General features: G+C 62.9%; 10 protein-coding genes. 7 read left to right on the forward strand and 3 right to left on the reverse strand.

Annotated elements, in window-relative coordinates:
• Positions 1-503: 503 nt before the first annotated feature.
• From AC5RK6_RS01085 to AC5RK6_RS01095, 3 genes are read left to right on the forward strand one after another with little or no spacing between them, the layout of a single operon-like run.
• Positions 504-1265 (forward strand): ATP-binding cassette domain-containing protein, encoded by a 762-nt coding sequence (locus AC5RK6_RS01085; RefSeq protein WP_320758256.1) that lies wholly within the window; start codon positions 504-506, stop codon positions 1263-1265.
• Positions 1262-2479: a DUF7224 domain-containing protein gene (locus AC5RK6_RS01090; protein ID WP_320758255.1), complete on the forward strand. Its 1218-nt coding sequence runs from the start codon at positions 1262-1264 to the stop codon at positions 2477-2479. The genes AC5RK6_RS01085 and AC5RK6_RS01090 overlap by 4 nt, the downstream gene beginning before the upstream one ends.
• Positions 2480-2483: 4 nt before the next feature.
• A complete protein-coding gene (locus tag AC5RK6_RS01095) occupies positions 2484-3080 on the forward strand; it encodes a hypothetical protein (protein WP_320758254.1) in 597 nt (198 codons plus the stop codon).
• A 162-nt stretch (positions 3081-3242) separates the two neighbouring features.
• Here AC5RK6_RS01095 and AC5RK6_RS01100 read toward each other — a convergent pair whose 3' ends face one another.
• Both AC5RK6_RS01100 and AC5RK6_RS01105 read right to left on the reverse strand, forming a co-directional pair.
• Complete coding sequence (locus AC5RK6_RS01100) at positions 3243-4964, reverse strand: MFS transporter (RefSeq protein WP_320758253.1); 1722 nt, start codon at positions 4962-4964, stop codon at positions 3243-3245.
• A 36-nt stretch (positions 4965-5000) separates the two neighbouring features.
• Entirely contained in the window at positions 5001-6215 is a 1215-nt protein-coding gene (locus AC5RK6_RS01105) for an amidohydrolase (RefSeq protein ID WP_320758252.1), read from the reverse strand.
• Between the two features lie 164 nt (positions 6216-6379).
• On the opposite strand from AC5RK6_RS01105, the gene AC5RK6_RS01110 reads away from it, so the two are divergent.
• The 3 genes from AC5RK6_RS01110 to AC5RK6_RS01120 all read left to right on the forward strand — a co-directional run bounded on the left by AC5RK6_RS01110 (position 6380) and on the right by AC5RK6_RS01120 (position 9106).
• The gene (locus AC5RK6_RS01110) at positions 6380-7378 is read left to right on the forward strand and encodes an MDR family oxidoreductase (protein ID WP_320758251.1); all 999 of its coding nucleotides are present in this window, start codon (positions 6380-6382) and stop codon (positions 7376-7378) included.
• A gap of 18 nt (positions 7379-7396) precedes the next feature.
• A complete protein-coding gene (locus tag AC5RK6_RS01115; RefSeq protein ID WP_016441921.1) occupies positions 7397-8368 on the forward strand; it encodes an L-lactate dehydrogenase in 972 nt (323 codons plus the stop codon).
• A gap of 72 nt (positions 8369-8440) precedes the next feature.
• Positions 8441-9106 carry a DNA-3-methyladenine glycosylase gene (locus tag AC5RK6_RS01120; protein ID WP_493926302.1) on the forward strand — a complete coding sequence of 222 codons (666 nt, stop codon included), beginning with the start codon at positions 8441-8443 and terminating at the stop codon, positions 9104-9106.
• 72 nt (positions 9107-9178) lie between these two features.
• Here AC5RK6_RS01120 and pulA read toward each other — a convergent pair whose 3' ends face one another.
• A complete protein-coding gene (gene pulA / locus AC5RK6_RS01125; RefSeq protein ID WP_435730950.1) occupies positions 9179-11908 on the reverse strand; it encodes a pullulanase-type alpha-1,6-glucosidase in 2730 nt (909 codons plus the stop codon).
• Between the two features lie 124 nt (positions 11909-12032).
• Between pulA and AC5RK6_RS01130 the strand changes: the two genes are divergently transcribed.
• Positions 12033-12548 (forward strand): (deoxy)nucleoside triphosphate pyrophosphohydrolase, encoded by a 516-nt coding sequence (locus AC5RK6_RS01130; protein WP_320758224.1) that lies wholly within the window; start codon positions 12033-12035, stop codon positions 12546-12548.
• The last annotated feature ends 73 nt before the right edge of the window (positions 12549-12621 follow it).

The raw sequence follows: 12621 nt of genomic DNA on the forward strand, positions 1-12621 counted from the left end.
ATTTAGAGCAGACTCCCGTTCAGTCTAAACAAATCTCATGGTGAATTTCTCTTCAGAACGACTTATTTCAAATAACAAACACACCTAAGCCCTTGTATGTAACCCACATCACGGAATATTATTAAGTTGTGAACAGATAGTTCACGTTATTCAAAGGAGAATATAATGAAAAAGATACTAGGCACTACTGCCGTAGCCTTACTTGCAGCTCTACCAACAGCTGCCTACGCGTCAATGTCTGCCGGCCAATTTGGAGGATCGACCAACGGCGTCATTTTCCAAGTTAATACTTCGAATCCCGGTGGTTTCTGGGCTAATTCTGTCGCAACAGGAGGAGCAACCGTAAGCGGGAACTACCGGACCCACGCCCGGTGTACTGCACAACCGACACGACAGGGAGACTACGCCTATATCGCGAGAGGTGCAAAGGTATCCCAGGTTTCTCGGGGGGCCTGTTTCTGGGGTATCTCTTCTGGCACGATCCAACAACAAGGTTAAAATCTATGCTTACCACTTGGAAGCTAACCCAGGGGTACTCCGCGTCGAATCCCGTCTTTAGCGGACTTGACGCGGAGTTCCCCTCCGGGGTTACTGCTTTGTTGGGACCAAATGGCGCCGGCAAAACTACCCTGCTACGTACCCTGGCCGGCCAATTGCGCCCGCGTGACGGTAGCGTTTATATTTCCGGGAAACCACTCCAGAAACTCACCTGGCGCGAACTGGGACAAAGCATCGGCTACCTGCCGCAGAAAATCACATTTGATCCCAGGCTCACCGTTGCAGAATTCGCTTCGTATATCGGCTGGGTGCGCGGCGTAGCGCGCTCAAATATTGATACCTCGGTGCGCACGAACCTCCGTGATTTCGATATTGACGACCTCGCCAATAAGAAAATGGGAAGTCTATCCGGTGGGCAATTGCAACGAGCCGGATTGGCCGCCGCCAAAGTGGGCGACCCGCAGATATTACTTCTTGATGAACCAACGGCCGGCTTGGATCCGGTACAGCGCGTAAAATTTCGAAAACTCCTCGGCGCACACCTGGCGGATACCGTCATCATCTCCACCCATCTCATTGAGGATATTGTTCATGTAGCCGAAACTGTTCTGGTCTTCGACCAGGGCACTATCCGTTTTTCGGGAACGGTGACGGAACTGGAAAACCTTGGTAGCCACGCTGGCACTGATACGCGAGATATGAGCCTGGCGGAGGCGGGCTTTATGGCGGTATTGGCCGGAGAAACTCCACAGGGGAGCACGTCATGATTTTCTGGCCCTACCTCAAACGTCACCCCCATCTCATCAGCGCGCTCCTCACCCTGATAGTCGGCACGATAGCGTTATGGCTCCTACGTGATTCCTGGGTGGGCTATACGAGTGCCACGGCAAATTACGCTCTCTGTGGTTTTATTTTCGGGATGCCGCTGGTTTCTGCGATGCAGGCAATTCACTCCGAACGAATCCGTGCGGTAGATCTTCCCACGTGGGTGCCGTATTCCCCGCGTCGCGTGCTCATGCAGAACGTCAGCGCGCTGATGCCGGGACTCATCACCATCCTCTTCACGGGAGCGGTGCTCAGTGGCGCCGCCCTAGGGGTAACTGCCATGGCACGCGAGGAGCTCGCGCCGGTCAATATTCATCCGATCATCGGGTACCTATGCCTCGGATTCCTGGGGGTACTTATTGGCCATATGATCGGACGAATAGATGCATCTAGCGCCGTACTCGCAGTGGGAAGCTTCGGGGTAATGCTGGGCATTGCCATGTTCACCACACAATATACGGTGCTAGAACCCTATATGGAGGTATCACTCCCCCAGCTCTACGCCCTTATTGCAGTGACAGCACTAGCCTTCATCCCCGCACTTTTCCTTCCGCGGCGTACGGGATGGCATAAAAAGCAAAGTGTGGGCAGTTTGATATTTGTTTTTATTGCTGCTGCTACCCTCATCGCTACCAGCGCGCTCTTCCCGGAGCCGAGCCAACGCCGGGGCGGAGGTCAGGTATGCACCACGTCTCAACCTTTCCTGTGCGTCTGGAAAGAACACGAGCCCGCTTTGCGAACATTCACGAATATCAGCGACCGTATTCTGCCACTTATCCCCGAAGGAATGCCAGTTGCGGATACCTTTGAAGAATTTGCGCTCAACGGCAATCACTACAGCGGGCGAACCTTAAACTTTGCGAGCGCGGATATGGATGACGAAAGCATGCTCGTTACTGCGCTGGTATACCCCCTCACGAATCGGAGTTATGAAGGAGGATCAAACAGTGATGCCGGGAATGCCGCACGTAATGATCTTGACCTATGGCTCATGATGCGAGGCGCCCCGAATAAAACAGATAGTTCTTTTATTGCCGACGGCCATGATTCCGCGACAGTGGAACGCGCGCGAGCAATCACTGCACTACCAGAGGCGGAACAGCGCGCCTGGGCTCAGGCGACGTATGCAGCATCTGTTGCTGATTTAGAGAGGTAGCACGATGCCCTCACACCCGTGGCTCATCTACCTTCACGCTCACCGGGCTTTGAAGGCATTCGGTATCGCCCTCGCCGCGCTCATCGCTATCTATTTACTCGGGGAAGACCACACCTTCCATTCGTGGGTCTCAGGTGGGACAACGCCGCTCGGCCGTATGCTCACCTTCTGCATACCCTTGGCCCTCCTCAGTATCATCGCCCCGCGTGAGGAAAAGGACTACTACGGCAAAGCTCCGGCGGGTATGTTGCTGACGGTAGGGTGCGGAATCGCCAGCGCTACTGCGGCATTAACCGGAGTTTTCGTGCTACTCACTCACGACTCTACCGGGCTCAGCCTGCTCCGCCTTCACGTTGTGTGGCTGGCACTTGGAATCGTGAGTGCCTACTTCTTCGGTGCACGCCTCATGTGGGCGCTTCCCCTGGTGCTAGTGTTCCTGAGCGCAGCTTTCGCGCCTGATCGTGAGAGCACCTGGAATCTAGTGCAATCGCGGAGCAATAGCCCCTCGTTGTGGCTTATCGCTGCCGGCATGTGTGTAGCGGCAGGATTATGCGCGGCACTGTACTGCCGAGGCATCCGGCCGCGATACCTCAAGCGGTAGGCGGATGCCCGACCGCTTCGAAAGCACATCAGCTTTAACGAGGTGTGGGTGCGCACCGCAGAAACCTGCGATACGCACCCACACCTATGTAAATATGCCTACGCGTGCGGCAGTCATACCCGCCGCCCGCGCACCCGCACGGCGAGCGCTCCGCGCGAAGAACTACGCCTTCTGCTTCTCCACCAGGGCCTGCAATGCCTTGGTATCCAAGCCGGAGAGTTCGTCCACGAGCAGCTGGCGCTCCAGGCGCTGGAGATCGCGCAGCGGCAGCTCGGACAGGCGCGCGATAATTTCCTGGCGCTCGTCGTCCGGGGCGAGCTGCGGGGCCGGAGCCGCGCTGGGAGCCGAAGCACCCGCGGTGGCAGAGCCCCCGCCCTTGGGCACCGTCGTCGTAATAGAAACAATAGCGAGCAGCAAGAACACCAAAGAAACACCCAAGGCGACCATCGCGGCCAGGCGAATCGAGGAGTTATCCGTACGCCCGGACATCGCGATCACGTCCGGCACCGGGGCGCCCTGCAGCCCGTAGAAGACCGCCAGCGAAATCGCGGTACCGATCGCCCCACCCAGCGAGGAGGCCATCTTGTAGATACCCGAACCGGAACCGGCCTGGGAAGCTGGCAGGTTCGAGAGCGCCGCGTCCGTGGACGGGGTGGCGTAGAAGGCCAAGCCCAGGCCGAAGAGGCAGTAGGCGATTACCGCCATGAGCACGTACTGGCCGATAAGCAGGTGCGTGGTCATGAGCAGCCCGCAGGCCACGATGGTGATGAGGCAGCCCCAGATCATCGGCTTGCGCGGCCCGAAACGCTGGAGCAGCTTTTCACCGATACGGATGAAGGCGATAATGCACACGCCGTAGCCCAGCGAAAGCAGGCCCGCGTCGAAAGCGGTGTAGAGCGAACCGTCCGCCTTGTGCCCGGCCAGCTGGATGACCTGCTGGCTAATAATGAGCATGCCGATGGTGCCGTTCACCAGGAAGTTGGAGATCGTGGCACCCGTGAAGGTGGTGTTCTTGAAAAGCGCGAAATCAATGAAGGGGTTCGCTTGCTTGCGTTCCCACCCGAAGAAGAGCGCGTAAGAAACCACCGCGAGCGCGGTGAGCAGAAGCGTTGCCGCGCTGCCCCAGCCGAGTTTCGAGCCGTAGAGCAGCACGATCATGAGCCCGAGGGTGCCGGCGATGAAGAGCACCAGGCCGATAGCGTCGAAGCTCTTGCGCGGGCCGGTGCTTTCCACCCGGTTTTCCGGGGTGCCCAGGATCATGAGGAAGGCGAGTACGGAGATAATAATCGAGGCGATGAAGATTCCGCGCCAGCCCACGAATTGCACCACGGTGCCACCGAAGATCGCGGCCAGGCCGGAGCCGCCCCAGGAACCAATCGACCACATGGACACCGCGCGCTGGCGGGCCGGGCCGTCCCAGTAGGCCTTCACGAGGGCCATCGAGGCCGGCATAATGCAGGCCGCGCCCAGGCCCTGGATCGCGCGCCCGGTCAGCAGCAGCGGCAGTGCCACGCCCCCAGCGGCGAAAATGAGCAGCAGCGAGCCGGCCGCGTTGAGCACAATCCCGAGGAGGGTGATGCGCACGCGCCCGATTTTATCGGCCAGGCCGCCCATGAGCACCATGAAGAGACCGGAGAATAGGCCGGTGATGGAAACCGCGAGGTTCATCCCGGCCGCGTCCACGCTGCCGAGGTCCTCCATAATATTGGGTGCCACGGTGGCGGCAGTTCCGGCGAAGAGCCAGAAGGTCACAACCGCGAGGACGATGCCCCACAGCAGTTTTTCGGTGCCGCGGTAACCGGTATCTTGCGGCGGGTTAGCGGCCGGCGCCGTGCCAGCCTGCGCCGTACCGGCCGGCGCCTTCGCGCCTTGAGTGGTAGCCATAGTTTTATCCTTTGTCATCGTGGAAATGTAGTCCCGCTAGTCCCGCGCCAGCCAGGCGAGCGCGGCAACGGCCGCGGCTTCAGTCCCGGTGGCGAGGGTGGGTTGGAGAACCGGCCCGAAGGCGGGGTTGTGGTTGGGGTAGGTGGGCGCGCCTTCCGCAAAACCACCGAAGCCCCAGTAGGTGTAGGGAATCCCGAAGGCGTCCGGGATCACGCTGAAATCTTCGGAAGCCGATACTTCGCCGCAGTCCATCACGCGTTCTTCCCCGAAGTGTGCCAGGAATGCCTGGGTGACCTTGGCGGTAGTTGCGTCGTCGTTATTAGTAAGCGGGTAGGAATCGTAGATCTCAAATTCCGGTGCCTGCGGGGCGCGGGCCGCTTCGCATTCGGCCGTGACGGTGCGCTTAATGCCATCAAGGAGCTGTTCGCGCACGTCCATATCGTAGGCGCGAATATTAATAAGCAGGGTGGCCGTGTCCGGAATAATATTTGATTTACTTCCGGCGTGGATGGAGCCCACGGTGAGCACCGCCATCTTGAAGGGATTAATTTCGCGCGCCACCACGCTCTGCAGGCGGGTCACCACGGCGGCGGCGAGCACCACCGGGTCGATGCTCAGATGCGGCATGGAGCCGTGCGAGCCTTTCCCGTGCAGCGTCACTTTCACGGAGGCGCCGGTGGAGAGAATCGCCCCGGCGTGGGTGCCGACCTGCCCGGCGCGCATCGGCCCGGCCAGCACGTGCTGCCCCAGAGCCACATCCGGTGCCGGGATCTTATCGACCAGGCCGTCGGCCACCATGGAGCGTGCCCCGGCCGCGGTTTCTTCCCCGGGCTGGAACAGCGCGATATAGGTACCGGCCCAGGCCTCGCGGTTTTCCGCGAAAATACGGGCTGCGCCCAAGGCGCAGGAAATATGGAAATCGTGACCGCAGGCGTGCATGGTCGGGACTTCGTTGCCGTCCGCGTCCGTGCGCGTCTGCGTGGATGCGTACTCGAGCCCGGTCGCTTCCTTGACGGGGAGCCCGTCAATATCGGCGCGGAAGAGCACCGCGGGTCCCTCCCCGTTTTCCAGCACACCGACGACGCCGCCGCCGATCCGCTGCGTTGCGTATCCGAGGCGCGTCAGTTCCGCGTCGATAGTGTCACACGTTTCTTTTTCCTGCATGGAAAGTTCGGGATGCTGATGCAGGTGGATATAAAGCTCTTCTTGCCAGGAGGTGAATGAATCCACCACCTCTTTAACGTTAATCATGAATCACCTTTCCGCATGGAGAGGGGCGGTGGAAGCTCAATCGTTGCGAGTGCGTGGAGTGATCATCCGGCCCTGTCCGTGCCTTGTGCCCGGCTCACGCGCCGGGTCTACTTCAGATAGTAGCAGTTAAAGCGTGCTGCGTGCCGCGCCGGTACGCTTAATGCATGGCTACTATTTTTGTGCGGTGCGACGACGCAGCCGCGCCCACGCTTACTTTCGATACTCAGGCCGGTGGAGCGAATGCAGCCCCCTTCGGGGAAGGCGATGTGCTCCTCGATATTTCCTGGTCTTCCCTCAATTACAAAGATGCGCTGTGCCTGAAAGGCGACCGGGGTGTGGCCCGTATCAGCCCGCTTATTCCCGGTATTGACGCGGTGGGGACGGTGCGGGAGGCCGGCCCGGACAGCCCGGTGCGCCCGGGGCAGCTAGTGAGTGTGAACGGGGCGGGCCTGGGTGAATTCCGGCACGGGGGCTACACCCCGCAACTGCGGGTGCCCGGGGATACCTGCGTGCCGGTGCCAGAAGTGTTCAGCGCCGCGCAGGCGGCGGCCCTGGGAACAGCCGGGTATACGGCGGCACTGTGCGTGCTGGCGCTCAGTGAGCACGCGGTGCAGGACGGCCCCGTTGCGGTGACCGGGGCGAGCGGCGGGGTGGGCAGTATCGCGCTCCATCTCCTCGCGCGGCTCGGCTACGAGCCGGTGGCGCTGACCGGGCGGGCGGAGCGCTTCGGGGATTTCCTGCGCGGGCTCGGAGCTACCGAGGTGCTCGAGCGCTCGGAATTTGAGGAACCTTCCGCGCGGCCCCTCCAGAAGGCCCGCTTCGCGGGCGGTGTGGATACCGTGGGCGGGCAGGTGCTCGCGAATCTACTGGCGCAAACCCGCTGGGGCGGGACGGTGGCCGCCTGCGGCCTGGCCGGTGGAACCGCACTCCCCACCACGGTGCTGCCCTTTATTTTGCGGGGCATCACCCTGGCCGGGGTGGATTCGGTGCGGGCCCCGCGCGAGCTGCGCCTGCGCGCCTGGGAACTGCTGGCCGAACACGTGGACACGAGCGTGCTCGATTCCCTCACCCACGTTATTGACCTGGAGGAGGTTCCCGCAGCTGGGCGCGAGCTGCTGGCCGGCCAGCGTTACGGGCGCACGGCGGTGCGGATCAACCCGTAGCGGGTAAAATAACGAAATATGATTGACCAGCGCACTGAAGGCTCAAAGGTTTCTATTATTGGCGCCGGGGCGGTGGGGACTTCCCTCGCCTACGCAATGCTCATCAAAGGCGTCGCCCGGCATGTTGTTCTCCAAGATATCAACGCACAGAAGGTGCATGCCGAAGCCCTCGATCTTATGCACGGCGGCCAGTTCATGCCCACCGCCAAAATTGAGGGCACCGATAACGTGGAGGCCACCGCGGATTCCGATGTCATCGTGATTACCGCCGGGGCACGCCAGCGGCCAGGCCAGTCCCGCTTGGACCTGGCCGGGGCGAGTGTGGCGATGATGCGCTCCATCGTTCCCCCGCTGGTCGAGCTCTCCCCGAACGCGATTTTCGTCATCGTCGCTAATCCTGTGGACGTGGTCACCCAAGCCGTCCTCAAAATCTCCGGGCTGCCGCCCGCACGCGTTTTCGGGACCGGCACCGTGCTGGATTCTTCGCGACTGCGCCAGCTTATTTCGCAGAAGTTCCACGTAGCGACCTCGAATGTGCATGCTTATATGTGCGGTGAGCACGGGGATTCCGAGACTCCGATGTGGTCAATGGCCTCGATTTCCACGGTGCCGATCCGCGAATGGGAGCTGCGTTCCGGCCCGGTGACCGATGAACTCCTCGACGGTATCGCCGACCGCGTTATTAACGCCGCCTACGAAGTGATCGAAGGGAAAGGTTCCACGAATTACGCCATCGGGCTGGCGGCCTCCCGGATTATCCAGGCGGTGCTGCGCGACGAACGCGTGGTGCTCTCCGTCTCCCGCCTCATGACCGGGTGGAACGGAATTTCCGGGGTGTGCATGTCCGTCCCCACCATCGTGGGGGCGCGCGGCGCGATCCGGCAGATCGATATGAAGCCCTCCGATGCGGAACTGGAATCCCTACGGGCCAGCGCCGCGCAGATCCGCGAAGCGCTCTCGAACCTCGAGGGTATGGGCGACGACGCCTAGGAGGCGCGTGGCACTCACCCGAGCATCTGACTCGGTAGGCGTAACAGCGGGAGGGGTATGACGGACGCGAATATGGCGCGTACCGCGGCGGCAAGCACCGCCGCGGCGAGCATCGCGGACCTGAGCCGGCCGGCCGATGAGCTGGCCCCGCTGCTGCTGGGCGCGGTGGTAGGCGACGGCGCCGTGGCGGTGCGCCTGACCGAGGTGGAAGCCTACCTCGGGGCGGAGGATCCTGCCTCGCATGCTTTCGCCGGGCCCACCCCGCGCGCCCGCGTTATGTTCGGGCCACCCGCCCACCTTTATGTCTACCTCAGCTACGGCATCCATCGCATCGGCAATATCGTGTGCGGTGCGGATGGCCAGGCCAGCGCAGTGCTCTTGCGGGCCGGGGAGGTTGTGGCCGGGCTGGAGGAAGCCCTGAGGCGCCGCACCCGGCCAGGCGCCGCTCCGCCCGCGCGCCNGGCCCNGGCGCGCGGGCCGGGCAACGTGGGCCAGGTCCTCGGTTTGGATACTTCCATGAGTGGGCTACCGCTCAAGGTGCGGGATGCGGATGGCGGGATGCGCGATCCCGCCATCACCCCCGATCCCGCCGGATTGGCGGAACGGTGCCTGCAGCTGGAGTTGCCACCGGCGCCGCTACCCTACCGAGTGGGACCCCGCATTGGGATTTCCCGCAATACAGATGCGCCTTTGCGTTTCTGGTTGCCGGGGGATCCCACCGTGAGTGGGCGGCGTTGAGAAAGCACCCATCCTGAAGAGATCCCCCCCCCCGCGGGTGCGCCAACCCCGGCGGGAGGCCCGGCGTGCGTACTAGGATCGCTGGGCCAGCAGGAAGACCGCGACGGAGCGCGCGGGCACAGTAACGGTGCCGCTGATAAGCGCGGCGGCGCGAACTGCGTCGTCGTACCCATGCCGCTGAATGGGCGACAGCGCGTAGGTTTCCGTGACGCCCTCGATTTTTTCCGTGATGGGGCGCGGGGAGGCGTTGAAGGCGATGATGATGCCGTCGAGCTGCGGGTCGATATCCGGGCCGGCGGTATCGTCGATGCGCATAATGATGAAGCCGGGGGTGGCGCCCGGCCCGCCGTTGGGGAAAGTGACTTTCGCGCGGATGAGCTCCGCGCTCCCCAGGGTGAGAAGCGGGCTGGAGTGGCGCAGGCACAGCAGGTCGCGGGCGATGGCGGCCGCGCGGGCGATCTGTTCCGGGCTGGGGCACAGCTCGGTGCGCGCCAGCAGCGGCCTCATGACCGGCCAGGATGCCTCGTTGCGACTGGCGGGCGGGAGGCCCACCCCGAAATTATTGCTCTGCCCGGAGAAGTCCAGACGGTTGAAATGGTCCCCGGAATTATAGGAATCTCGGTCCAGGGACTTTGAGCGGAGCAGCTCGGTGCCCGCGTGCCAGAAAGCCGGGGCCTGGCCGAGCGCCACCGTGGCCAGGGAGAGCAGCACCATCCGGATGCGGTCATCGGTACTGAGGGAAAGCGGCAGTTTGTAAGCGCCACTATCCCACAGGGTTTCGTTATCATGCGCGTCCACGTAATTGACGGCTTCCTGGGGTTGGGAGGCGAAACCGGCGGGCCGCCCGCCGTAATCGAGCTCGGCGCCGCTTTTCCATTCCCCGGTGTGGGTTAGGAAACTAAAATCGCGCAGAGCTCCGGCCAGGGAGAGTTTGACCAGGTCGGTCGCGTGCCCGAGGCGTGCGCGATTCTCCTCCGGGGAGCACGGGCTGTGGCCATTCGGGTCGGTGGCCAGGCCGGTGCCGTAGCCCTGATGGTGGCGTTTATCGGAATCGAAAGGCCCGCCACCGTTGAGGGCATCACGCATGCGATCATTGAAAGCCCCGATACCGGTACCGTTCATCTCCAGTTGGGTGGCCTGGCGGAAACGCGCGTTATCGGCCACCTCCCCGAAATTCCACCCCTCCCCGTAGAGGTAGATACGCGCGCCGTCAATACCGTCTTGCTCCACCGTCAGTGCATCGAGGGCAGCCCGCACCGCCTCCATATTCGCCCGCGCATGGTGGCCCATGAGATCGAAACGGAAACCGTCCACGCGATAGTGCTTGGCCCACAGCACCACCGCATCGACCATGAGTTTTTCCGCCATTAGATTTTCGGTCGCCACATTCGGGCAGCAGGTGGACGTAGCGATAGTGCCACGCGCGTCCAGCCGGTAATAATAACCGGGCACCACTTTATCGAGAACGGAGACGGCATCCCCGCCGGCCGCGGCCGTATGGTTATAGACCTGATCTAGCACGACGCCGAGGCCAGCCGCATGCAGCCCTCCCACCATGGCACGGAACTCTTTGATGCGTGCCCCGCCATTGGGCTCCACCGCGTAGCTACCTTCCGGTGCCAGGTAGTGGAACGGATCGTAGCCCCAGTTATAGGCGTCGGAATCCGCCACCGCGCTCACGGCCTGCTGCTGGACCGGGGAATCCGGGCCGGCCTGCGGGATGCGCGGGGTCTTCTGGTTCTCGGGGCGTTCGGGAATGGTGGCGATATCGAAGGTGGGGAGGAGGTGAACGGTGGTCATTCCGGCCTCGGCCAGAGCGCGCAGGTGGCGCATCCCGGCCGAGTCGGGCAGCGTGAACGCACCGTATTTTCCGCGCAGGCGATCGGGAACGGTGGGATCCGACATTGAAAAATCCCGTACGTGCAGCTCATAGATAGTGTGAGCAGCCGGGTTGGTGAGGGTGCGCCGCGGGGCGGTGCGCCACAGCTCCGGCTGGTAGACCGGGTCTTCCAGATCCACGAAGACCGCGCGCTCGGAATCCACCGTGAGGGCCACCGCATACGGGTCGGTCACCCGGTAGGTCACCACGGTGCCCGCCCGGGGTTCCACAACCTCGACCTCGAAAAGATAGCTGGCGTTCTTCCAGGCCGGGGTACCATGCGCGTGCCAGATGCCCAGCGCATCGCGGGTCATGGCGTGCGTGGTGGTGCGCGCGGGGCCGGGGGCAGCGGTGCGCGCGGCGGAGTGGGTGGCGGAGTCAACGTCTTCGTGTGCCTCCGCCACCTCGATACGAACCTGGCGTGCGGTGGGCGCCCAGAGTGCCACCGTGGGCACATCCCCATCCCATGTCACCCCGAGAGTGGCCTGGCGGGCACCGGAGTAAAGATCATCAATCATCCCGGCGATCTGCACCCCGGTGAGAGCGCTGAGCTCCCCGGCATCGTTACGGCGCGCCACCAGAAGCTGCCCGCGCAGCGCCTCGCGCAACCGGTGGGAGGGCACGCCGCTCAGGCGCAGCGCGGCATAGCCGGACAGGTGTGCGCGCGTGGAAATGGCCGCGGCCGGGATACCGTCCGGGTCCACCGCGAGGGCGCAAAGCCGCTTGATGCCGAGCTGTTCTGCGCTCCTATCGCCACCCTCCCAATCCCCGAGCGTGCCGGCTCCATCCGGGCAGGCCCACAGCTCAAAGCGGTCACCCTCCGCTATCTGCTCCGCGGGCCAGGCAAGCAAAGATCGGTTAACTGATGGAGCGAGGAACTCCCCGGAGCCGACTAGCGCCTCAGAACTCCAGTGGTGGGTCATGGTGATCTCCTGTGAGCGGCAATGCGCGGCCAGTTTATCCGGTGGCAGATCTCACTCACAAGGTGAACGGACATCCCCACCGCTCGCTTCAGGAATTAATATGGGCGGCGAGGAGGCATCCGATATGACATCCGAATCCGAATCCGCATCTCACCCCGCGCCGGTAGCTGAGCCGGCCCCGGCACCGGACTCCAGCACGGAACCCGCTCCCCGCCTGGTGGTGGGCGCGGCCCTCGTCGCCGATCTCACCAATCCCAGTGGCGTGCTGGCCACCCAGCGCTCCTACCCCGAATGGGCGGACGGCCTGTGGGAATTCCCCGGCGGCAAAGTGGAACCCGGCGAAACCCCGCGCGAGGCGCTGCACCGTGAAATTTCCGAGGAACTGGGCTGCGGCATTGATATCGGCCGGCAACTGGCCAATCCCGATAGCCCGGATGGCTCCTGGGATCTTAGTTCCGGGGAGCATAACAGCGGGCTGCGGATGATGGTGTGGCTGGCGCGACCCTTCGGTGAAATCACCCTGGGCCCGGCGCACCGCGATGCCCGCGTCCTCACCGCCGCCGAGCTCGATAGCGTGGAGTGGCTACCCGGCGATATCCAGATTCTGCCCGTGCTGCGCGCCGCCCTGGGCGGGCGCTAGCCGAAAGCTACGGTGCGGGCCGCGGCGGGCAGGCGCCCTAGCTGCGCCGTCGTTCCTAAGATGACGCGCGGCG

Source organism: Actinotignum sp. usb-actsch-213, assembly GCF_059085665.1.